General features: G+C 71.9%; 20 protein-coding genes and 1 pseudogene. 14 read left to right on the forward strand and 7 right to left on the reverse strand.

Annotation, left to right across the window (positions count from 1 at the left end; genetic code table 11):
• Positions 1-3: 3 nt before the first annotated feature.
• Positions 4-1,449 (reverse strand): hypothetical protein, encoded by a 1,446-nt coding sequence (locus ABZ920_RS15875; RefSeq protein ID WP_361504176.1) that lies wholly within the window; start codon positions 1,447-1,449, stop codon positions 4-6.
• 113 nt (positions 1,450-1,562) lie between these two features.
• Between ABZ920_RS15875 and ABZ920_RS15880 the strand changes: the two genes are divergently transcribed.
• Positions 1,563-2,846, forward strand: coding sequence for a molybdopterin-dependent oxidoreductase (locus ABZ920_RS15880; RefSeq protein ID WP_361504178.1), 1,284 nt, complete (start codon positions 1,563-1,565; stop codon positions 2,844-2,846).
• Positions 2,847-3,183: 337 nt separating this feature from the next.
• Here the strand turns inward: ABZ920_RS15880 and ABZ920_RS15885 are convergent, their stop codons facing one another.
• Genes ABZ920_RS15885 through ABZ920_RS15895 form a run of 3 tightly spaced genes read right to left on the reverse strand, consistent with a single transcriptional unit; the run spans position 3,184 to position 5,317 of the window.
• On the reverse strand, positions 3,184-3,963 hold the full coding sequence (locus ABZ920_RS15885) for a methyltransferase domain-containing protein (protein WP_361504181.1): 780 nt from the start codon (positions 3,961-3,963) through the stop codon (positions 3,184-3,186).
• Positions 3,960-4,598, reverse strand: coding sequence for a DUF2064 domain-containing protein (locus tag ABZ920_RS15890; RefSeq protein ID WP_361504184.1), 639 nt, complete (start codon positions 4,596-4,598; stop codon positions 3,960-3,962). Before ABZ920_RS15890 ends, ABZ920_RS15885 begins: the two co-directional genes overlap by 4 nt.
• On the reverse strand, positions 4,595-5,317 hold the full coding sequence (locus ABZ920_RS15895) for a glycosyltransferase family 2 protein (protein WP_361504186.1): 723 nt from the start codon (positions 5,315-5,317) through the stop codon (positions 4,595-4,597). The genes ABZ920_RS15890 and ABZ920_RS15895 overlap by 4 nt, the downstream gene beginning before the upstream one ends.
• A 125-nt stretch (positions 5,318-5,442) precedes the next feature.
• On the opposite strand from ABZ920_RS15895, the gene ABZ920_RS15900 reads away from it, so the two are divergent.
• A complete protein-coding gene (locus ABZ920_RS15900; protein ID WP_361504189.1) occupies positions 5,443-6,240 on the forward strand; it encodes a response regulator transcription factor in 798 nt (265 codons plus the stop codon).
• Between the two features lie 2 nt (positions 6,241-6,242).
• On the forward strand, positions 6,243-7,355 hold the full coding sequence (locus ABZ920_RS15905) for a HAMP domain-containing sensor histidine kinase (RefSeq protein ID WP_361504192.1): 1,113 nt from the start codon (positions 6,243-6,245) through the stop codon (positions 7,353-7,355).
• Between the two features lie 19 nt (positions 7,356-7,374).
• On the opposite strand, the gene ABZ920_RS15910 is transcribed toward ABZ920_RS15905, so the two are convergent.
• Entirely contained in the window at positions 7,375-8,376 is a 1,002-nt protein-coding gene (locus ABZ920_RS15910) for an NAD-dependent epimerase/dehydratase family protein (protein ID WP_361504195.1), read from the reverse strand.
• Positions 8,377-8,719: 343 nt separating this feature from the next.
• Between ABZ920_RS15910 and ABZ920_RS15915 the strand changes: the two genes are divergently transcribed.
• Entirely contained in the window at positions 8,720-9,457 is a 738-nt protein-coding gene (locus ABZ920_RS15915) for a flavodoxin family protein (RefSeq protein ID WP_361504198.1), read from the forward strand.
• Between the two features lie 109 nt (positions 9,458-9,566).
• Positions 9,567-10,127 (forward strand): DM13 domain-containing protein, encoded by a 561-nt coding sequence (locus ABZ920_RS15920; RefSeq protein ID WP_361504201.1) that lies wholly within the window; start codon positions 9,567-9,569, stop codon positions 10,125-10,127.
• A gap of 45 nt (positions 10,128-10,172) precedes the next feature.
• On the opposite strand, the gene ABZ920_RS15925 is transcribed toward ABZ920_RS15920, so the two are convergent.
• A complete protein-coding gene (locus tag ABZ920_RS15925) occupies positions 10,173-10,574 on the reverse strand; it encodes a PIN domain-containing protein (protein ID WP_361504204.1) in 402 nt (133 codons plus the stop codon).
• A gap of 110 nt (positions 10,575-10,684) precedes the next feature.
• Here ABZ920_RS15925 and ABZ920_RS15930 point away from each other — a divergent pair, with 110 nt between their 5' ends.
• The 4 genes from ABZ920_RS15930 to ABZ920_RS15945 all read left to right on the forward strand — a co-directional run bounded on the left by ABZ920_RS15930 (position 10,685) and on the right by ABZ920_RS15945 (position 15,920).
• Positions 10,685-11,563, forward strand: coding sequence for a nucleic acid/nucleotide deaminase domain-containing protein (locus tag ABZ920_RS15930; protein WP_361504207.1), 879 nt, complete (start codon positions 10,685-10,687; stop codon positions 11,561-11,563).
• Positions 11,564-11,600: 37 nt separating this feature from the next.
• Positions 11,601-13,289: a hypothetical protein gene (locus ABZ920_RS15935; RefSeq protein ID WP_361504210.1), complete on the forward strand. Its 1,689-nt coding sequence runs from the start codon at positions 11,601-11,603 to the stop codon at positions 13,287-13,289.
• Between the two features lie 267 nt (positions 13,290-13,556).
• Positions 13,557-15,251, forward strand: coding sequence for a nucleic acid/nucleotide deaminase domain-containing protein (locus tag ABZ920_RS15940; protein WP_361504212.1), 1,695 nt, complete (start codon positions 13,557-13,559; stop codon positions 15,249-15,251).
• Between the two features lie 57 nt (positions 15,252-15,308).
• On the forward strand, positions 15,309-15,920 hold the full coding sequence (locus ABZ920_RS15945) for an SUKH-4 family immunity protein (protein WP_361504215.1): 612 nt from the start codon (positions 15,309-15,311) through the stop codon (positions 15,918-15,920).
• 275 nt (positions 15,921-16,195) lie between these two features.
• Here the strand turns inward: ABZ920_RS15945 and ABZ920_RS15950 are convergent, their stop codons facing one another.
• The gene (locus ABZ920_RS15950; RefSeq protein ID WP_361504218.1) at positions 16,196-17,482 is read right to left on the reverse strand and encodes a family 16 glycosylhydrolase; all 1,287 of its coding nucleotides are present in this window, start codon (positions 17,480-17,482) and stop codon (positions 16,196-16,198) included.
• A 648-nt stretch (positions 17,483-18,130) separates the two neighbouring features.
• On the opposite strand from ABZ920_RS15950, the gene ABZ920_RS15955 reads away from it, so the two are divergent.
• The 5 genes and pseudogenes from ABZ920_RS15955 to ABZ920_RS15975 form a co-directional block, all read left to right on the forward strand.
• Positions 18,131-18,334 (forward strand): cold-shock protein, encoded by a 204-nt coding sequence (locus ABZ920_RS15955; RefSeq protein WP_361504221.1) that lies wholly within the window; start codon positions 18,131-18,133, stop codon positions 18,332-18,334.
• Between the two features lie 175 nt (positions 18,335-18,509).
• Positions 18,510-19,988: a DEAD/DEAH box helicase gene (locus tag ABZ920_RS15960; RefSeq protein ID WP_361504223.1), complete on the forward strand. Its 1,479-nt coding sequence runs from the start codon at positions 18,510-18,512 to the stop codon at positions 19,986-19,988.
• Between the two features lie 217 nt (positions 19,989-20,205).
• Positions 20,206-20,526, forward strand: a complete 321-nt coding sequence (locus ABZ920_RS15965; protein ID WP_361504242.1) for a CBS domain-containing protein — start codon at positions 20,206-20,208, stop codon at positions 20,524-20,526.
• A gap of 62 nt (positions 20,527-20,588) precedes the next feature.
• Entirely contained in the window at positions 20,589-20,900 is a 312-nt protein-coding gene (locus ABZ920_RS15970) for an SCO5918 family protein (RefSeq protein ID WP_361504225.1), read from the forward strand.
• Positions 20,897-21,044: pseudogene (locus ABZ920_RS15975) on the forward strand (YbjN domain-containing protein); the annotation flags it as partial. The gene ABZ920_RS15970 and the pseudogene ABZ920_RS15975, both read left to right, overlap by 4 nt.

Below are 21,044 nucleotides of genomic sequence, written 5' to 3' on the forward strand. Positions count from 1 at the left end.
TCGTCACCAGCCCGTCATCAGCAGGTGATTGAGGAGCAGGGCGAGGACGGCCTGGGCGGTGAGCCAGGCACGGGGGCTGGTCAGGAACGCGCATGCCGCCAGGAGCCACAGGGCGAACGGCAGCCAGATGCGTTCGGTCTCCGCCTTGCTCATCCCGGACAGGTCGGCGATGAGCACAGCAGCGAACGCGGCGGCGACGAGCAGGGCTAGGCGGAGGTCGGGCGTGGTGCCGTGCGTGCCTGCCCGGGGCAGGACAGGCCGGCGGAGGGCAGAGCGGATACCTGCGAAGGCGCCCTGACGGCCGGGTGTCCGGTCGGGCAAGGGGGCGTCGACGGGTGGACGTGCCGTGAGCTGTGCCGGGATCACAAGGAGCGTGGCGCCGGTTCGCCGCAGGCCCGCCACCGTTGCCAGGCCCACGATCAGGACGGTGCAGGCGAGGTTGGCCCACACCCAGTAGCCGTAGGGCCGGATGCCGCCGACCCCCTGGTAGTAGCGCTCGACGAGCAGTCGGTACGCCTCCCACCAGTCGAAGCCGGCGAGGGTGAAGACGAGCGGGACGACGGTGACTCCGGCGAGGACGTAGGGCAGGGGTGGGGTTCGTCGTGGGCCCAGCAGCAGGACGGTGCCGGCGATCACGGCGAAGAGGGTGAGTCCATAGGAGAGGTAGCAGGTGAGGCCGAAGAGGAGCCCCGAGGCGAGGCCGGTGAGCCGCGGCCGGTGTCCGGTCACCGCGAGGGCGAGGAACGCGACGGCCCAGGCGGCGACCGCGGCGAAGTAGCCGTCCGCGGACGTCCCCATCCACACCGCCGCCGGCGTCAGGACCAGGAACGGCGCCGCCCGGCGCGCGAGTGCCTCGTCCGCGAGCGCCCGCACGGCGACCAGCACCGCCACGCACGCCGATGCGCCGATGGTGATGCACCAGGTCCCGGCCCATGCCCCGCCGCCGAGCCCGACCCGGTCGAGCAGAACGAAGGTGAGGGGCGCCGCCGGGGGGTGGCCCGCCACATGCGCGGGCCAGTGGTCGGGGGATTGCAGCAGGATGTGCTGGGTGAAGTCCCGCAGCGTTGCGGGGATGTCCTGGAAGCGGTCGATGACCTGCAGGTACTCGTGCCTGGTCGTCAGCCGCACCGCGATCCCGCGCTGCCAGCCGTCGATCAGCGCCAGGGACCACGTCCACGCCGTGGCCGCACCCCAGGAGGCGCCCAGCAGTGTGCGCCACGGCAGCCGGGCGGCCACGCGCGGGCCGTACGCCACGACGGCGGCCGCGACGACCAGCGCGGCCGGGGTACCGGGGCCGACGTGAGGTCCCCAGTCGGCGAGCAGGGGAGGCCAGTCCACGCGCAGGGTGCCGTGCTCCCGCTGGATCGCGGTGCCGACCAGCACGGCCGCCACGACGAGCAGCGCGGCGGCCACGGTCGCGTACAGGTCTCGGAGACGATCGCGGGTCACAGGGGAACGCTAGGCCGCACGGACCGCGCCGACGCCGCTGCCCGTGCGGACGTCAGCGTTTCGTCATGTGTCGAAGGCCCCTGCCCTTTGCCGTACCGGCCTACGGTCGGGCCATGTCACCGTCGCCCGCCTCGCCCACGTCCCCCGGTTTCTGGCGCAGTCCGCTGCGCGGTCCCTGGTTCACCTCGGTCCTCGGTGTCGTGCTGCTCGGCGGGATCACCGTGCTGTTCGTGACGGGGCTGGTGTCCTACGCCGCGTACAACCCCGACCTGTCGCCGGTCAACGACAAGACCCCGGACAAGGGGCTGCTCGGCTTCTACCTCTTTGCCTGGCCGACCGACCCGCACTGGCTGTACCGGCTCAACCAGGGCGTCCACGTCACGTTGGGCATCACGCTGATCCCTGTCCTGCTGGCCAAGCTGTGGTCGGTGGTGCCGAAGCTGTTCGCGCTCCCGCCGGCCCGGTCCCTCGCCCACGCCATGGAGCGGATCTCCCTGCTCCTGCTGGTCGGCGGCGTGCTCTTCGAGTTCGTCACCGGTGTGCTCAACATCCAGCTGGACTACATCTTCCCCGGCTCCTTCTACTCGCTGCACTTCTACGGGGCGTGGGTGTTCTTCGCCGCGTTCGTGGTGCACGTGGTGCTGCGGGCACCGGCTGCCGTACGCAATCTGCGTCGCATGCGGGAGGGGAAGGGCCCTCAGGAGGAGGCCGGCGTGGAGCCGGAGTTCCCGCTGCTCTCCCCGCGGCCCGCGGAGCCCACCGTGTCGCGGCGCGGGGCGCTGTGGTTCGTCGGGGGTGGTTCGCTGCTGCTGTTCGGGACGACCGTGGGGCAGAACTTCGACGGTCCGCTGCGGCGGACGGCCCTGCTCGCGCCGCACGGGGGTGCCGGGCCGGGCAGCGGCCCGGGCGGCTTCCAGATCAACAAGACGGCCGCGTCCCGGGGGATCAGCGCCGCCGAGACGAGCGAGGAGGCGTGGCGGCTGGTCGTCACAGGGCGCTCGGTGACCGTTCGGTTGAGCAGGGCCGAGCTGCTGGCGCTTCCCCTGCACAGTGCGGCGCTGCCCATCGCCTGCGTGGAGGGCTGGTCGACCTCCGACCAGTGGTGGCGGGGCGTACGGCTGCGGGATCTCGCCGCCTTGGTGGGACACGACGCGGACGCGGCGCCCGACGTCCTGGTCGAGTCCCTCCAGCGCCGAGGGGCGTTCCGCTCAGCGGCCCTGCGCGCCAACCAGGTACGCGACCCGCGCTCCCTGCTCGCCCTGGACGTCAACGGTGAGCCGCTGACCTCCGACCACGGCTACCCGGCCCGGATCATCGTGCCCGCCGCTCCCGGCGTGCTGAACACCAAGTGGGTGGCCCGGATGACGTTCGGCGACCTCCGAGAGGACGTGCCGTGAGAGGACTTTTGAGGAGACCTGTGATGCGCATCCGTGTGAAGGTGGGCAGCCGGCTGCAACTTCCGCTCCTGGCCTGCTCGTTGGCGCTGGCCGGTTATGCGGGCGTGCGGCTGCTGGCGGACGACTGGTTCCAGGTGGCGCTGTGGTTCGTGGGGGCGGCCCTCCTCCACGACCTGGTGCTGCTGCCGCTGTACGCGATGGCGGACCGCGCGCTCGTGGCGTCGCTCGGCGCGGCCGGCCACCGGGAACGGGCCCTGTACGTCCGGGTACCGGCTGCCCTGTCCGGGCTGCTCCTGCTCGTGTGGTTCCCGCTCATCAGCGGCCGGGTGGCGGACCACTACCCCTCGGCGACCGGCCTGTCCGGGGACGGGTTCCTCGCCCGCTGGCTGCTGATCACGGCCGTGCTCTTCGGCGGCTCGGCGCTGCTGCTGGTGCTGCGGCTGCGCAGGGCGACGAAGCAGCGGCCACCTGCCGACCACTGATCGACCGTGCGCCAGCCCAGCGGGCGGGCGTATCTGAGCAGCGCCGGGGCGCCGAGCCGGGCCCAGGGGAACCAGGCGCCGGCGGTCCCCTGGGCATCGGTGCCGGGCACGATGCGGACGTCGACGCGCTCGTCCACGTCCACCGGTACCGTCTCGGCGATCAACAGACCACCCGGCAGCAGCAGTTCAGCCAGTCTGCGGAGCAGGGCGTGCGGGTCGCCGCCGATGCCGAGGTTCTCGTCCAGGATCAGGACGGTGTTCCACCGGCCCTCGCCGGGCAGTGGTTCGAAGACCGACCGCCGCAGGGCCTGCCCTCCGAGCCCGAGAGTGTGGGCGACGGCGGCCTCGCTGATGTCGATGCCCAGTGCGGTCCGGCCACGGGCGGCGAGTTCCGCGACCAGTCGTCCCGGTCCGCAGCCGACGTCGAGCACGGCGCCCTCACACAGGTCCAGGATCCGCAGGTCCGCGGCGTCGGCGGGCGCGCACCACCGCTCCACGTCCAGGGGCAGCAGCCATCCGTCGCTGCGGCGAAGGAAGAGCGGTCCGTGGCCGGCTCGGAGGGCGTCGGCGTAGGGGTCGGCGGACCAGCCGTGTTCCGCGGTGTCGCGCGCTCTCAGCTCGTGTGCCGTGCTCATCGGCGGGCGACCGGCCGGAGCCGGGACAGCTCTGCGGCGAAACAGCCGTGGGGCGCCGTGGCGGCGACCGCTTCGGCGTCGGCGGCGGTGTCGACGTCCCGCAGGCACGGCAGGTCGCGCACGCGCAGGCCCGCGGCGACGAGCCGTTCACGCTGTACGGTGCCGGTGGCGGGCGTCGACATCGGGACCCCGCGCAGCAGCTCAGGATCCGGGTCGGCCAGCCCGAGCGCCCAGAAGCCGCCGTCCTCGGCCGGACCGAAGCAGGCGTCACACCCGTAGCCGTCGAACCCCTTCCCGTCGAAGTCCACGGTGAGCAGCTCCGGTGTCACCTGCGGGGTGTCCATACCGATCAGCAGGGCCGGACCGTCGCAGCCGGCGAAGGCCGCCGCCAGCCGCTCGTCGAGGCCGCCGGTGCACTGCGGTACGACGTCGAAGCCGGGTGGCAGCCAGGGTCCGGTCTCGCCGTCGAGGACGAGGACCCGGCGCCGTGCGGGTGCCGTGGCCACCGCTCGCAGGGTGTCCGCGAGGGCCGCCTCGGCGAGCGCCGCGGCCTCCTCGGGCGTGAACGGCGGGGTGAGCCGGGTCTTCACCCGTCCCGGTCGGGGCTCCTTGGCGATGACGAGCACAGTGGTCATCGGCGGGTCCCTTCTCGCGCTTGCTGGGCGGTCGCTGCGGGGGTGACGGACTGCTCTGCCAGGACGCGGCTCATGTCCCACACCGCCTGCCAGGTGCCGCGCCAGGTGCCGGTGCCCTTCGAGGCACCGGCGCGCGGCAGATAGGGGACGTCGTGCTCGGTGACGCGCCAGCCCGCGTCGGCGGCCCGCACGACCATCTGCAGGGGGTAGCCGCTGCGCCGGTCGGTCAGGCCGAGGGCGAGCAACGCCTCGCGGCGGGCCGCCCGCAGCGGGCCGAGGTCGTGCAGGCGCAGGCCGGTACGGCGGCGCAGCATCAGCGCGAGCGCGAGGTTGCCGGCCCTGGCGTGTACGGGCCAGGCGCCCCGGCCCTGCGGTCGGCGCCGCCCGAGCACCAGGTCGGTCTCGCCGCCCCGCACCTCGCGCACGAGCGGCACGAGCAGGGCCGGGTCCAGCGAGGCGTCGCAGTCACAGAAACACACGATTGCGGCCGTCGCGGCGGTCAGCCCCGCATGGCAGGCGGCGCCGAAGCCACGGCGCGGCTCGTGAACGACAGTGGCGCCGAGTTCCCGGGCGATGTCGGCCGAGCCGTCGGTGGATCCGTTGTCCACGACGACGGCACGCCAGCCGGACGGGATGCGGTCGAGCACCCAGGGCAGGGCTTCGGCCTCGTTCAGACAGGGGAGGACGACATCGACGTCCACAGGTTCGGAAGAGGTCATCACGCTCTCACCCTACGAACGCGAATCGCACGTAACGGACATCGGTTCCTTACGAAACGCGGACGTCCGTGCCTGTCGACGGCCGGAGGGCGACCTCGGAGCACGCGCGGTGCGAGGCTGGCCGTATGCAGCAGCAGCCGTACGAGCCGTCGGCGGACAGATCCGTCGGTGGCGACAGAACCGGTCGCGGGGGCCGGGCCGCCCGCGTCCTCGTTGTCGACGACGACCCCACGGTCGCGGAGGTCGTCTCGAGCTACCTGGACCGCGCGGGATACGTCGTGAACCGGGCCGGGGACGGGCCGACCGCGCTCGCCGGCGCCACCGTGCAGTGGCCGGACCTGGTGGTGCTGGACCTGATGCTGCCCGGCATGGACGGGCTGGAGGTGTGCCGCCGACTGCGCAGCCGCGGCCCCGTGCCGGTCATCATGCTCACCGCCCGCGGCGACGAAGACGACCGCGTCCTGGGGCTGGAGGTGGGTGCGGACGACTACGTCACCAAGCCGTTCAGTCCCAGGGAACTGGTGCTGAGGGTGGAGTCGGTCCTGCGCCGCACACGGCCCACCGCGGGCGAGCGCCCCCTGGACGCGGCCGGCCTCACCGCCGACCCGGCGGCGCGCCGCGCCACCAAGAACGGCACCGAACTCGCCCTCACCCTGCGCGAGTTCGACCTGCTCGCGTTCTTTCTCCGGCATCCGGGCCGGGCGTACAGCCGCGAGGACCTGATGCGGGAGGTGTGGGGCTGGGACTTCGGCGACCTTTCGACCGTCACGGTCCACGTCCGACGGCTGCGCAACAAGGTCGAGGACGATCCGGCCCGGCCCCGACTGATCCAGACGGTGTGGGGGGTGGGCTACCGCTTCGATCCCGCCGGCCCTTCCGGCCCTTGCCGTCTTTCTGGCTCTTCCGGCCAGGGTGAGGAGTGAGCATGCGCGACTCCCTCCTCATCGCCCTGTTCGCCTTCCTCGGTGCCGGCGCCGCCGGGCTGCTCGGCGCGGGAGCACTGTGGCTGCTGCGCCGCCGCTCACTGACCACCGCACTGGCCGTGGTGGCCGCCGTCGCCGTGACCGCGATGCTCGCGGGCACACTGGCCGTGGCACAGGCGATGTTCCTGTCCGCGCACGACCTGACCGTGGTCACGACGGTGGTCGCGATGGCGGCCGTCGTCTCCCTGGCCACCGCGCTGCTGCTGGGCCGCTGGGTGGTCGCCCGCAGCCGCGCACTGACCCTCGCCGCCCGCTCCTTCGGCGACGGCGGCGACTTCACGGCACCCGAGGGTCCGGCCACTGCTGAACTCACCGCGCTGAGCCGCGAGTTGGAGGTCACCAGCGCGAAGCTCGCCGAGTCCCGGGAGCGTGAACGCATGCTGGAGTCCTCCCGCCGGGAACTCGTCGCCTGGATCTCGCACGACCTGCGCACCCCGCTCGCGGGCCTGCGCGCCATGTCCGAGGCGCTGGAGGACGGGGTCGCCGCCGACCCCGACCGCTACCTGAGGCAGATCCGCACCGAGGTCGAACGCCTCAACGACATGGTCGGCGACCTCTTCGAACTCTCCCGCATCCACGCCGGCACCCTCGCCCTCGCCCCCGCCCGGATGTCGCTGTACGACCTGGTCGGCGACGCCCTCGCGGGAGCCGATCCGCTCGCCCGGGAACACGGGGTGAAACTGGTGGGCGAGCGCATCGAGCCCGTCCCGGTGGAGGTGGACGGCAAGGAGATGAGCCGTGTCCTGGGCAACCTCCTGGTGAACGCGATCCGCCGGACACCCGCCGACGGGACGGTCGCCATCGCCGCCGAACGCTCTCCCGAGGGGGTGGTGCTGTCGGTGACGGATGGATGTGGCGGCATCCCGGAGGAGGACCTGCCACGGGTCTTCGACACGGGCTGGCGCGGCACGCACGCACGTACCCCGCCGGCCGGGGCGGGCCTCGGGCTCGCCATCGTCCGCGGGATCGTGGAGGCCCACCGGGGCCGAGCCGCCGTACGCAACATCCCCGGCGGCTGCCGCTTCGAGGTGACGCTGCCCGCGGCCACAGCGTGAGCGGGGGCCCGGCGAGTGCTCACTCACCGCGCAGCCGGACCGCCGCGAACTCCCGCATCCCCTCCGCGAACCCGGTCTCCGGCTTCCAGCCCAGCTCGCCCCGCAGCCGGGACGAGTCCGCCGTGATGTGCCGGACGTCCCCGAGGCGGTACTCCCCGGTCACGACGGGATCGGGGCCGCCGCAGGCGGTGGACAGGGCCCGCGCCAACTCCCCGACGGTGTGCGGTTCTCCGCTGCCGGTGTTGTACACGGTGAGCGCGCCGACGGCCGTATCCGCCTCCAGCGCCACCGCGTTGGCGGCCGCCACGTCCCGTACGTGCACGAAGTCCCGCCGCTGCCGGCCGTCCTCGAACACACGCGGGGCCTCCCCCCGGGCGAGCGCCGAACGGAAGAACGAGGCGACCCCGGCGTAGGGAGTGTCCCGGGGCATCCTGGGCCCGTACACGTTGTGGTAGCGCAACGACACCGCCGCCCCGCCCGTCGCCCGCGCCCACGCGGCGGCCAGATGCTCCTGGGCGAGCTTGGTCGTGGCGTATACGTTCCGCGGATCGGCCGGGGCGTCCTCGGCGACCGGCCCCGGCGACAGCTCCTGCCCGCACACCGGACAGCGCGGTTCGAAGTGCCCGGCTTCCAGATCGGTGACGGCCCGCGGCCCCGGCCGCACCACCCCGTGCCGCGCGCAGGTGTAGCGCCCCTCCCCGTAGACCACCATCGATCCGGCCAGCACGAGCCGTCGCACGCCTGCGTCCGCCATGGCGGTGAGCAGTACGGCGGTGCCGAGGTCGTTGCGCGAGACGTACTCCGCCGCGTCGGCGAACCCGGTGCCGAGCCCGACCATGGCCGCCTGATGGCACACGGCGTCCACACCGGACAGGGCGCGGGCCACGACCTCCCGCTTGCGCACGTCCGCTTCCGGGGCGTCGCGCACGTCGAAGACGACGGGCTCGTGCCCGCGCGCCTGAAGCGCCTCGACGACATGGGACCCGATGAACCCGGCACCGCCGGTGACCAGTACGCGCATGCGCCCACGGTAGGACGGCACCTCGCCACACCCCAGGAGCGCGCCGACCACGTCACGGGTCCGTAAGACAAGGCGCAGACCCCGGCGAGAAGAAGCGGTCTGTACCCGGTCCGGGCCGGGCAGGGCAGGGTCGGCACCGTGATCGCGGGCAGCAGGTCGCGCTCGCCGGCCTCGGCCATCGTGAACCACGTGGGTGGCGGGCGCACGACGAGCTGCCGGCCGGAGGCTCCGTGCGGCCGTGCGTCGAAACGGGACAATTCGCGATTCCCGCGAGACGCTGCCGCCGGGGCGGCGCGCAGTGCCGCCTCCCGAACGTGTCCGCCCGCCGTACCGGGAGCCCGCCATGGCAGTACCACCCGCCCCGTCCACCGAGGACGGTTACCGCTTCGACGACCTGCGCGCACTCTTCATCAACTGCACGCTCAAGCCGTCCCCTCACCTCAGCCACACCCAGGGGCTCATCGACAAGAGCCGGGCGATCATGGACTCGCGGGGGGTGACCACGGAGCTCGTCCGCGCGGTCGACCAGGACATCGCACCTGGCGTCTACCCGGACATGACCGAGCACGGCTTCGCCACCGACGCCTGGCCGGGTCTGTACGAGCGGGTGATGGCCGCGGACATCCTGGTGCTGGCCGGGCCCATCTGGCTGGGCGACAACAGCTCCGTCACCAAGCAGGTCATCGAGCGCCTGTACAGCTGCTCCAGCCTGCTCAACCCCCAGGGCCAGTACGCCTACTACGGGCGGGTCGGCGGCTGCCTGATCACCGGAAACGAGGACGGTGTCAAGCACTGCGCCATGAACGTCCTCTACAGCCTGCAGCACCTGGGCTACACCATCCCGCCGCAGGCGGACGCGGGCTGGATCGGCGCGGCCGGGCCCGGTCCCTCGTACCTGGACCCCGGTTCGGGCGGCCCGGAGAACGACTTCACCAACCGCAACACCTCCTTCATGACCTGGAACCTGATGCACCTGGCGGCCCTGCTCAAACGCGCGGGAGGCATCCCGGCCCACGGCAACCAGCGCTCGGAGTGGGACGCCGGCTGCCGGCCGGGGGCGGACAACCCCGAGCACCGCTGAACGCGACGGTGCGGCGTAAGGATTCCGTCATCACCTGCGGGGTGTGGGACTGCCGCCCGCTTCCGTTGAATGGGGCAGGACAGAGGGACTCCCGGAAGGCGAGGCGGGGATGGGGCGCTTGTGGAAGGTACTGACCAGGCCGTTGATCATCGCGGTACTGGTGGTGGCGGTCGCCGGAGGAGGCTTCGGGCTGTACTGGTTCCAGCCGTGGAGGCTGTGGCAGGACGAGGCCGTCGAGGAGGCCCTGCCCCAGGTGGTGGAAACCTCCGCACCTCCTGCGGCGGCGCCCTCCCAGACGCCCGCCACGCCGGCCGGACCACAGACGCTGGCGAGCGGTGAGCTGATCAGCCACGAGCACACGACATCGGGCACCGTGAAACTCGTACGGCTGGCCGACGGCTCCCACATCGTCCGGCTGGAGAACCTCGACACCAGCAACGGCCCCGACCTGCACCTCTGGCTCACCGACGCACCGGTGAAGGAAGGGACGGCAGGCTGGCACGTCTTCGACGACGGGGAACATGTCAGCCTCGGCAAGCTCAAGGGCAACAAGGGCAACCAGAACTACGCCCTGCCCGAGGACGTCGACCCGGCCCGGTTCAGCAGCGTCAGCATCTGGTGCGACCGGTTCGACGTCTCCTTCGGTGCGGCCGAACTCGTCCATGCCTGACAGGCCCTGACGGCACCGGCTCGGTCAGGGCTGCCAGATCTTGTATCAGAGCGGGAGATCGTCAGGGAGCACCCGAAACGCCTTGTGGCGGCCCAAGGGGCGTACGGCCCGGACGTCACGTCGGTCGAGGGTGAGGATCGCGTCCGTGTCGTAGTCGGCAGCAAGCGCCACGTTGACCGCGTCAGCGAGGTCGAGGTCCAGCGCACGGTAGCGGACACGGACGGACTGGGCGGCGCCCAGGTGGTCCTCCGTGATCTCCGGCATGACGACACGTCCCCGGCTCATCCAGCGCCGGAGGTCGTCGACCGCACCGAGGGCGGCCACCCTGCCGAGCTCGCGCGTGGCGACGTGATCCAGTTCGGCCAGCAGCAGCGGGGACATGACCAGGAGGCCGGCCGCCAGGGTGGCCTCGTTCGCCGCGGGGCCTGCAGCATTGAGATGTGGCACGCACCGCTGTCGACCGTTGTTGCCCGTCTCGGATTCGTCACAGCACCCCGGCCCCGCCCGGCCTGCGCTTAGGGTGGAGCCGGTACGTCCGTCACCGTGAGAGGTCTGTGATGCCCGAGCTGCCCTCGGACCCCGCTGTCGCTCAGTTCGGCCTCCAGGGGCTGCGCCGCATCAGCGTGCCCGCCTCGTACGGGACCGTTCCGGCCGCGGCCCGCGCCCACCTCGCGCAGGTCGGTGTGCCGCTGCACGTCGGCCCGTACTTCATCGCGGCGGACGACACCGACGGGCCCACCCTCGGCATGTACACCGGACACCGCGGCGTCGCCCTGCAGGGCGACTGGGCGGAGTGGGTGCGCATCGGCACCGACCGGCTGGCGCACCTGTGCGTCCGCACCGACGGCTCCGTACGGGCCGTCTTCCTCGGGAGCGGCGAGGCCGCCCTGTTCGTCAACTCGGACGTCGCCGCCTTCACGCACTGCGCCGCCGCCCTGGACCGCGCCCTTCCGGTGATCGCCGCCTCCGAGGGGCTCCAGGCGGCCGCCGAGGCGTTCGCCGCGCTGGTCCGCGAGATCCGGCAGATCGACCCGCAGGCCGTCACCGACCGGGAGAACTGGTGGTCGCGGGTGCTCGACGACGTCCGCCACACCCTCAACTTCCCCTTCTCGTCGGCCTTCGAGTACGTCGACGAGGACGGCGCCAGGCAGATCATCACCGCGCAGGCCGGTCCTGGCCGCCTGCACCCGGAGGAGCAGCTGTGGCAGCGGCTCTCCTCCGCCGGGGTGGAGCCCGAGCAGGTCCGGCGCGTCTACTGCGAACTCCAGCCGTGCATGATGCCGGGCCACTACTGCGCCGCCTGGCTCCAGGCCGTCCTCCCGCACGCCGAGTTCACGCACAGCTTCGACTACGGCGACACCGCGGAGTCCCGCGAGGAAGGCCTCAAGGAGCTGATCACGCACGCCGCGCAGCAGGCCCGGCAGGCTCAGCAGTGACGCGCGGCCCGGGTGCCGCGGGAACGGAGGTGGGTTCATGACCGCCGGTCCCGCCCCGCGCTGGTCCCGGCCCGCCTCCGGGCGGGAGCCCGCCGCGGCCGCCCTGCTCTCCTGGCTCGGCGACCCCCGCGCCCCCGGCCTCGCCGTGATCACCGGCTCCGAGGGCAGCGGCAAGTCGAGGCTCCTCGCCTGGCTGATCGGCCACGGCACCCGGCCGGGCACCGTCGGCGAACGACGCATCCACGGGTTCGTGCCGCTGCCCGGCCTGACCGCGACCACAGCCGCCTGGATGCTCGGCGAGCAGTTGTCGATCGCCGCCCGCTCCCCGGGCGACCTGCTGGCCGCGCTCGCCGCCGACCGGCGCCGCACCGTCGTCGCGCTGCCCGAACTGCACTCCGCCGAGCAGCCCGGCCCGCTCGCCGAGCTCGTCCTGGACCTCGCCGCCCTGGAGCACGTCCGGGTACTCGTCGAGGTGCGCTCCGGTACGGAGTGGGCGCGGGCGCTCACCGCCGGGCCCTGCGCCCTCATGGACCTGGACGAGCCCCGGTGGACCGACGAGGCCCGCCGCGCGTCCTGGGACGCGGCCCACCCCGTCGGCCCGGCCGGGCCCGCGGGGCAGGATCCGGAGCCGGAGGTGCCGTTCGACCTGGACGATCCGGCCTCGGTCTGCGCCGCCGACCCCTGGGACGTGACCACCGCGTACGAGCGCTCCGAGGAGAGCCATGGCGGACTGCGCGCCGCCTGGCTGCGGGCCGGGGCCTCCCTGACCCGCGAGCAGCCGGCCGCCGAACGCGCGCTGGTCCTCCTCGCCGCCCTCGGTGACGCAGGTGATCCGCGGCTGCCCGCGGCTCTCGACTCCCTTGCGCGCGAGGCGTCCTGGTCCGTCGTCTGGCACCGGGTGCGGGGCGACGTCACCCCGCCGTGGCCGGGCCCGGTCCGCTCCCTGGTGGCCGGCAGCGGTCCTCTGGCCGGGCAGCTCGTCGTCGCCGACCATCAGGGCACCGTGCGCGTCCTCGACGCGGAGAGCGCCCGCCCCGCCGGACGCCTGCCGCACTCCGCGCCCGGCGTCCGCGCCATCGCCGAGCACGGTGACGGCACCGTCGGCGTCCTCGACGAGCACGGCGTCCTGTACACCCAGCGCGCCGCCGAGTCCGCGAGACGCACGGGGCTCGCCGCCCTCCTCGACGACGGCCCCTCCGAGCAGGAGCAACTTCTCGACGCCGTAAGGGAGTACACGCAGCCCCGGCGGGAGACGGCCACCGCGCTGACCGGGGCCGGGGACCGTGTCGTCCTCGGTGACTCCGCCGGAACGGTGCACGTGGTGGGCGTCGGCGCCGAGCCGCGCACCGCCGCCCTGCACCGGGGGCGCGTCACCGCGGTCGCCGGGACCGCCCTGCCCGTCTCCGCGGAGGGTGACACCCTCACCCTGCTGTACACGGGCGGCGCCGACGGCACCGTACGCGCATGGGCCCCGCACACCGACCCCATGCCCGAGCCGGTGGCGGCCCGCAACTGCGCCGTCAACGCGGTGGCGGTGGCGACGGCCGGGGGCGGGCTCGTCCTCGCGATCGCCTGGGCCGACGGCCTCGTCGAACACCGGGCCCTGGACGACGACCGGTTGCGCACCTTCCATCCCGGCAGCCAGGCCCACGCGCTCGCCTTCACGGCGGAGGGGGACCTGGTGGTGGGGACGGACGAGGCGCTCGTACGCATGCGGGTGCGGTGACGCTGCCACGCGGTGAACGGCGGACGCCCCCGTGGCACCGGCCACTTGGGGGCGCGCCGGACCGCCACGGGCGACGCGTCTGACAGCCGTCCTCCGTTGTGCTCCGCGAGTCCTGCGCGCTGTGCCAACTGCCGTGCCATCACGGCCGGATGGGGCTCCTGTCACAGAACCGTGACCCGTCCGGGTTTTCTCTTGTGCACCTGACAATCGCCCCGTTGACTGGAAGGCAGGAGAGGCGGTAGTCGACGGGGGACGGAGCGCGCGGCCATGGGTCTGGTACTGCCGAGCATCATCGACGAGGCACTCGACCTCATCGGGGTCAGCTGGCCCAACGTCGACGAGGACGACTACTTCGAGATGGCCACGTCCATGCGGGACTTCGCCGAGAAGTTCGAGGGTCACGGCGGCGACGCGGACAAGGCCGTGACCCGCATCCTCGGCTCCTCCGAGGGCTGGGCCGTGGAGTCGATGCAGAAGCACTGGTCGCACGTGAAGACCCGGCACCTGGAGAAAATACCCGAGGTGGCACGGCTGTTCGCGGACGCCTGTGACGCCGTCGGCCAGATCATCCGCGGTATGAAGGTCAAGGCGGGCGTCGAACTCGGTGTCCTCGCCGGCACCATCGTCGCCGAACTCGCCGCTGCGCCCGTGACCCTGGGCGTCTCCGCCGCGGTCGCCGGCGGTGAGATCGCGCTGATGCGCACCATCGTGAAGCGGCTCGTCGACGAGGCGGTCGACCAGATCGTCGACGCGCTCGTCGCGAAGGTCACCGAGCCCGTCACCGGCAAACTTCAGGAACTCGTCTCGGACATGGTCCTCGACCTCGCCGAGGGGGCCTTCAACCCCGGTGACAAGCCGGGCGGCATGAAGCTGGCCTCCGCGGGCGACAGCGGGGACAGCGGCGGCTCCGGCAGCGGGGGCAAGAAGACGGTCATCGACCACGTCGAGTTCGAGGACGGCGCCGGCAAGGTCTCCCGCCACGGCAGCGACATGGGCGGCCAGTCCGGGATCCATCTCGGCAAGTCGAAGCACGCCTTCGGCAGGACCAAGGGCAAGGACACTTTCACCCAGCCCTTCGACGCCATCCTCGAGGGCGCCATCGACGGCATGGAGAAGGCCGTCAAGAAGGTCAGCGACCACGTCACCGACACCATCCCGGACCGTGTGAAGGCGGCCTCCCGGCATCAGAAGCGCAAGGACCGCGACGTCGGCGACGAGGCCGACAAGGTCGACGTCAAGAAGGCCAAGCGGGACGGCGACACGCCCATGTACCTGCTCAGCGACGACGGTTCGATACGCCAGCTGCACCACGACGGGACCACCAGTCCCGTCCCTCACAACGACTCCTCCGGCGTGAAGAACGTCCTCGGCGACACGGCCTGGTACCCGTGGAACCACAAGGACGAGAAGCAGCGCAAGGACAAGCCCGGCAAGGGTGCGACGGTCGACTCCAAGAAGGTCGCGCCCGGCTCCACCGAGCTGGCCCGCGCCACCCAGCTCGGCCGCTACGCCAACCGCACCGAACGCCCCGGCACCTACGTCACCGGCGGCAACTACGCCTCGGCGCTGTACGACGACGGCAACGGGAACCGGTTCATCCTGGTCGGCGCCAGCGGTAAGGCGCACTCCGAGCGCTCCATCGGGCACCCGCTGATAAAGAAGGGCCACGAGGGCAACGTCAGCCATCTCTACACGGAACGAGAGCCCTGCCAGAAGAATCCCAAGTGCGACAAATATCTCGCGCGGGAATTCCCCGACCACCTCGAGGTCAGCCACAGCGCGAAGTACGACCAGTCCGAGAAGGGGCCGGACGGCAAAGAGCTCACCAAGTACAAGAAGGACCGGGAGCACCGCGCCTACGTCCAGTGGCTGGAGGACCAGTGGGACAAGCACGGGGTCGCCGGCGGACGCACTGATACATTGATGAACCTCTCACCCTCGGACAACAAGTTCGTTCCGTAATCCGTCCACTGGAAGTTTCACGGCGACCCCAGCGCCGCCGAGTTCGGAGTTCCGGCAGTGCTTTTCGACGTCACCCGAAGCGAACTCGTCGACATCTTCGGCGAGGACCGGATCGCGACCATCCCCGCCGCCGCCTTCCCGCCCGCCGCCGCGGACACCGAGGGCGCCCGCCTCCTCCAGACCGTCGGCGCCCCCACCGGGACGCTCACGCTGCGTGAGCCCGACGCGTCGGACGGCCTGCTGGCCCTCGTCCACGAAGTCGTCCACATCGAGGACTTCGAGGACGCCGCGGAGGGCGCGGGCGACTGGCCCGTGATCGGCTGGCTGCTCAACGCGCACCTCGCCCTCGACCCCGTGTCCGGCAAGGTGTACGCCTTCGACCCGGACGAGGAGACCGTGCAGGAACTCCACACGGACGCCTCCTCCCTGGTCCAGGTCACCGTCCGGTTCCAGCGCCTGCTCGAGGAGTTCGTCTTCAGCGGCGACGACGAGGAAGCCGAGTTCGAGCGGCTGGACGGCGAGGTCGACCGCATCCGCGAGGAGACGAGCAGCGTCGACCCGCTGCCCTTCCAGGACGACGAGACCGTCTGGTCGGTGGTGGGCGACGAGATCGCCATGGGCCAGCGCTTCACGGGCGACAGCCCGGCAGCCCGCTCGCTCCGCGGCTGAGGTGATCGCAAGCGGCATGTTCGCACCGCCCCGTCCACACCCTGTGGGGCGGTAAGACGCCTCGGAGGACTTCGTGGACGCCGTGCTCGGTCAGGTGGGACGCCTGCCGAGCCGATGGCGCGAAAGCCGGCATCGTCGCGAAGGACGGTCAGGCCGTCGGCATCCACGGGTCCACGTCTGAGTGCTGGACCCCGGTCGCGACGACCGGTCGGGCGCCGGACGCCCCCCGGCTCGGGAGTCGAGCCGGGGGGCGTTCGGGTTGGTGGGGGGTGGGGTCAGGCGATCGTCCACTTCTGGTTGGCGGCGCCGGTGCACGTCCAGATCTGGAGGCGGGTGCCGTCGGCGGCGGAGTTGCCCTGGGTGCTCAGGCACTTGTCCGCGCCGACGTTGGTCAGGTCGTGGGCGGAGGTGTAGGTCCACTGCTGGGCCTTGGTGCCGTTGCAGGTGTAGAGCTGCACGGGCGCCCCGTCAGCGGTGGAGGCGGCGCGGACGTCGAGGCACTTGCCGAGGGCGCGGACGGTGCCGTCGCCGCCCAGGGTCCACTTCTGCGCGTCCACGCCGGTGCAGTCGTGCAGCTGGATCGGGGTCTCGTCCGCGGTGGAGGCGCCGGCGACGTCGACGCACATGCCGCCGATGCCCTTGAGGGCACCGGTCCGGGTGGTGCCGCCCCCGGAGTTGCCGCCGGAGGAGCCGCCGGAGGCGGAGACGCGCACGTAGTCGATGGTCATCGTCTGCGGGAACGCGGTGGCGGCGTTCGGGCTGCCCGGCCAGTCGCCGCCGACGGCGAGGTTGAGGATGAGGAAGAACGGGTGGTCGTAGACCCACTTGTTGCCGTGGACGTCGGCCGGGGTGCGGGTCTGGTAGGCGGTGCCGTCGACGGACCAGGTGATCGACTGGGGGCTCCAGTCGACCGCGAAGACGTGGAAGCCGTCGGCGAAGGCCGCGCCGCCCGGGAGCGCGTACGGGGCGCCGATGCCGCCGCTGCCGGAGTAGCCGGGGCCGTGGATGGTGCCGTGGACGGTGCCCGGTTCGTAACCGACGTTCTCCATGATGTCGATCTCGCCGCTGTTGGGCCACTGGGCCGTGCCCAGGTCGTTGCCGAGCATCCAGAACGCGGGCCACATGCCCTGACCGCGGGGGACCTTGATGCGCGCCTCGAAGTGGCCGTAGGCCTGGGTGAAGGTCCTGGCGGTGTTGAGGCGCGCGGAGGTGTACTGGCAGGTGCCGTACCAGCACTGGAGGCCCGTGTCGGTGTTCTTGCGGGCGGTGATGACGAGGTTGCCGTTGCCGTCGAGGGCGGCGTTGTCCGTGCTGTTGCGGTAGTACTGCAGTTCGTGGTTGCCGTTGCCGGAGCCGCCGGTCTCCAGCGTCCACTTGCCGGCGTCCGGGGCGCTGCCGGCCGCGCCGTTGAACTCGTCGGACCAGGTCAGAGCGGTGGTGGCGGCGTCGGCCCGGTGGGCAGACGGTCCCGTCGTGATGAGGGCGAAGGCGGCGGCGACCGCGGCGGAGACCAGCAGGACTAGCCCGCCGAGTGACCACCGGCGTGCGCGGTGAGCGGCCATGACTGAACACACCTTGTCTGTGGGGAAGTTCCGTGGGGGGTGGGGTGGGTCGTGGGGGGGTGGGGGGTGGGTCGTGGGGGGAGCCCGATGCTACGGACGGCCGACGGTGCGGCCAATTGCCCGGTTCGCGTTTCAACTGGCTCTGACCTGCGATGACTCGGAGCCCTAAGGGCGCGGCCTGATCACTTAATGAGCGTTTAAGGCCGGCTTAAGCAAGCAGGGCGATCCGGGTGCCTGTCCGAGGGTGCCGGGCGTCCGGGACCGTCCGAATCGCCATGTGGCCTTCGTCTCGATTCCGCAGTCCCGGCGCGTTCGTCGGCATCTCGGCCGCCCGTGGCGACGGCAGCCTCGCACACGCGTCGAGGGAGGTCACAGGCCTGTGACCGGAAGCGCCCGACGACAACACTGTGGCCCGGGAGAGCAATATCTGCCTTTGCCGAGTGAGAAATCGAAGCGGCTCACAAGGAATATTCCCGTTGCCGCAGACGACGGTCGCATTATTCACCGCACAGCGTCGGTCACAACGTGCTACTGTCGAAGTCAGTTGCAGGTGTGGTTGCCAGAAGATTTTTCCGACGGCTGATCATCACGGCGACACGGAATCCGCACAGGGCGTATTCCTGGCACCGTCTCCGAAGGAGAAACAAAATGGCTACTGGCACCGTCAAGTGGTTCAACGCCGAAAAGGGCTTCGGCTTCATCGAGCAGGACGGCGGCGGCCCCGACGTCTTCGCCCACTACTCGAACATCGCCGCGCAGGGCTTCCGTGAGCTGCTGGAAGGCCAGAAGGTGTCGTTCGACATCGCGCAGGGGCAGAAGGGCCCGACGGCCGAGAACATCGTGACCGTCTGACGCCGGCACTGCCGCACACTTCGCAGCTGGAGCCCGCACCTCGGGGTGCGGGCTCCAGCTCGCTTCTTTCCAGGGCAACTCAGCCCTGTATTTCCGGCTCGTTCTCGCAATTCTCTGCGCCTTCACTGCGCTGCGGAAATTCCTTGATACGTGCCTGCATCGAGGAAGGTCCCGCATGAATCGCTCCCGCACAACCCGCACCTACGGCCGCTTCGCAGGAAGCGCTGCCTCCGGCCGCTCCGCCGCTCCGCGCCGTTCCAACGGTCGCGGAAACCGGCAGGCCGCGCAGGCGGAGTTCGCGCTGCCGAAGACGATCACGCCCGCGCTGCCGGCCGTCGAGTCGTTCGCCGAACTCGCCCTGCCGGCGCGGTTGCTGGCCGTACTCGGTCAGGAAGGGGTGACCGTACCGTTCCCCATCCAGGCGGCGACCCTGCCGAACTCCCTGGCCGGCCGTGACGTACTCGGCCGTGGCCGCACCGGTTCGGGCAAGACCCTCGCCTTCGGCCTGGCGCTGCTGGCCCGTACGGCGGGCCGGCGGGCCGAACCGCGGCAGCCGCTGGCCCTCGTCCTCGTCCCCACCCGTGAACTCGCCCAGCAGGTCACCGATGCGCTCGCCCCGTACGCCCGCGCGCTGCGCCTGCGGCTCGCCACCGTGGTCGGCGGAATGTCGATCGGCAGGCAGGCGGGTGCGCTGCGGACCGGCGCCGAGGTCGTCGTCGCCACACCGGGGCGGCTGAAGGACCTCATCGACCGGGGCGACTGCCGACTGGGGGATGTCGCCGTCACCGTCCTGGACGAGGCCGACCAGATGACCGACATGGGCTTCATGCCCCAGGTCACCGCCCTGCTCGACCAGGTGCGCCCCGACGGCCAGCGGATGCTCTTCTCGGCCACCCTGGACCGCAACGTCGACCGGCTGGTCCGCCGCTACCTGGTCGACCCGGTGGTCCACTCCGTCGACCCGTCCGCCGGTGCGGTGACCACGATGGAGCACCACGTACTCGAAGTGCAGGACGCGGACAAGCACCGAACGACGACCGAGATCGCGGCGCGGGACGGCAGGGTGATCATGTTCCTGGACACCAAGCACGCGGTGGACCGGCTGACCAAGCACCTGCTCGGCAGCGGTGTCCGCGCCGCCGCCCTGCACGGCGGAAGGTCCCAGTCGCAGCGCACGCGGACCCTCACGCAGTTCAAGGACGGCCACGTCACGGTCCTGGTCGCCACCAACGTCGCCGCCCGGGGCATCCACGTCGACAACCTCGACCTCGTCGTCAACGTCGACCCGCCCGCCGACCACAAGGACTACCTGCACCGCGGGGGCCGCACCGCCCGCGCCGGCGAGTCCGGCACCGTCGTCACCCTCGTCCTGCCGCACCAGCGGCGCGACATGAGCCGGCTGATGGCTTCGGCCGGCATCACCCCGCGCATCACCCCGGTCCGGTCGGGCGAGGCGGAACTGAGCCGCATCACCGGCGCTCGGACCCCGTCCGGTCTCCCGGTCGTCATCACCGCCGCACCGGCCGGGGAACGCCCGCGCCGCGCGGCGTCGCCGTCCCGGTCCCGCCGGGGCCTCACCGGCCAGGGCCGGCCCGCCGGCGCAGGGGTGCGCCGTAGGGCGCAGCCGCGGTCCGGCGTCGATTCGGCTGCCTAGTAGGCCGGGGGCCGTCCGGCGGATCAGCCGGAGACGGTGGGGTCCGACACGCCCACCTGGGCTGCAGGGTGCCGCCGGTTTCCTGCGACTTCATCCGCCGGACAGCCCCTGGTGCCGCGCCCGAACCGCGGTGGTGGCCCTGGGGCAGCCGGGTCGCCCAACCGCCCAGCCCCTATCACGGGAGACACCCTTGACTTCGGTTCAGACGCGGCACCGCATGGCGGACACCGCCCCCACCACCATGGTCGACGACAGCGAAGCGTACGGACCTCGGGTCTGTGACGACATGACCGTCGAGGTGGCTCTGGCCGTCATGGCGGGGGCCCGGGTCGAGTACCTGACCCTGTGCGACGGGGACGACCAGAGCACGGGCCTGATCACCCTGGCCCGGCTCGCCGCCCTCCGCGGCAGTTCCACGTACACGGACCGGATCCGTCTGCGGGACGTTCCGCAGGGACCGCTGCCCACGCCGGGCGCGCGCCCCGGCGACACCGGTGAGTACAGCCGGGTCCCGGGCGTACCCGCCCCCTGCCGCTGATCCGCCACGCCCCGCACAGCCCGTTTCCCCTTCCCCCTGTCAGATCTCCCCTGTGAGGCATCATGCGCTGTGTCATCGCCCGCTATCCGTTCGACCTGACCCAGAGCGGAGTGCTCGCCGCCATGAAGGGCGTCAAGCCCGAGCTCATCACGGGTGAGTCCGTGACCATCGGCCGGCGCCGCTACCCCGTCAAGCAGGTGGGCCAGGTGATCACACGGCAGGACCGCCGTGACTTCACCGCCGGCGAAGTCACCCGGGCCATGGCGCGCCTCGGCTTCACCTGCCACGACCGCCCGGAGACCGAGCCCGTGGAGGTTCCCTCCCCGCCCCGGATCGCGTCGGCACCGCTCGGCGGCGCCGGCCACGTGGTGTGAGCACAGGCGGACAACCGCCTCAGGAGCCCGGTGGGGGCCCTGCCGACGCGCTCCTGGACCAGATGGAGCTCAAGTACGTCGTCGACGACGAGGGTGACCTCGCGGCGCCGTGGGAGCAGTTCCGTACGTACTTCATGTTCCGCG

It is taken from the genome of Streptomyces sp. NPDC046831, assembly GCF_040645305.1.
GTDB lineage: Bacteria > Actinomycetota > Actinomycetes > Streptomycetales > Streptomycetaceae > Streptomyces.

Bases quoted from the DNA above. Each gene is read 5' to 3' on its own strand.
- ABZ920_RS15885 (WP_361504181.1), bottom strand. From the start codon at position 3,963: ATGAGCACGGCACACGAGCTGAGAGCGCGCGACACCGCGGAACACGGC.
- ABZ920_RS15905 (WP_361504192.1), top strand. From the start codon at position 6,243: ATGCGCGACTCCCTCCTCATCGCCCTGTTCGCCTTCCTCGGTGCCGGC.
- ABZ920_RS15960 (WP_361504223.1), top strand. From the start codon at position 18,510: ATGAATCGCTCCCGCACAACCCGCACCTACGGCCGCTTCGCAGGAAGC.
- ABZ920_RS15955 (WP_361504221.1), top strand. From the start codon at position 18,131: ATGGCTACTGGCACCGTCAAGTGGTTCAACGCCGAAAAGGGCTTCGGC.
- ABZ920_RS15970 (WP_361504225.1), top strand. From the start codon at position 20,589: ATGCGCTGTGTCATCGCCCGCTATCCGTTCGACCTGACCCAGAGCGGA.
- ABZ920_RS15895 (WP_361504186.1), bottom strand. From the start codon at position 5,317: ATGACCTCTTCCGAACCTGTGGACGTCGATGTCGTCCTCCCCTGTCTG.
- ABZ920_RS15900 (WP_361504189.1), top strand. From the start codon at position 5,443: ATGCAGCAGCAGCCGTACGAGCCGTCGGCGGACAGATCCGTCGGTGGC.
- ABZ920_RS15880 (WP_361504178.1), top strand. From the start codon at position 1,563: ATGTCACCGTCGCCCGCCTCGCCCACGTCCCCCGGTTTCTGGCGCAGT.
- ABZ920_RS15930 (WP_361504207.1), top strand. From the start codon at position 10,685: ATGCCCGAGCTGCCCTCGGACCCCGCTGTCGCTCAGTTCGGCCTCCAG.
- ABZ920_RS15940 (WP_361504212.1), top strand. From the start codon at position 13,557: ATGGGTCTGGTACTGCCGAGCATCATCGACGAGGCACTCGACCTCATC.
- ABZ920_RS15935 (WP_361504210.1), top strand. From the start codon at position 11,601: ATGACCGCCGGTCCCGCCCCGCGCTGGTCCCGGCCCGCCTCCGGGCGG.
- ABZ920_RS15965 (WP_361504242.1), top strand. From the start codon at position 20,206: ATGGCGGACACCGCCCCCACCACCATGGTCGACGACAGCGAAGCGTAC.
- ABZ920_RS15915 (WP_361504198.1), top strand. From the start codon at position 8,720: ATGGCAGTACCACCCGCCCCGTCCACCGAGGACGGTTACCGCTTCGAC.
- ABZ920_RS15890 (WP_361504184.1), bottom strand. From the start codon at position 4,598: ATGACCACTGTGCTCGTCATCGCCAAGGAGCCCCGACCGGGACGGGTG.
- ABZ920_RS15950 (WP_361504218.1), bottom strand. From the start codon at position 17,482: ATGGCCGCTCACCGCGCACGCCGGTGGTCACTCGGCGGGCTAGTCCTG.
- ABZ920_RS15920 (WP_361504201.1), top strand. From the start codon at position 9,567: ATGGGGCGCTTGTGGAAGGTACTGACCAGGCCGTTGATCATCGCGGTA.
- ABZ920_RS15910 (WP_361504195.1), bottom strand. From the start codon at position 8,376: ATGCGCGTACTGGTCACCGGCGGTGCCGGGTTCATCGGGTCCCATGTC.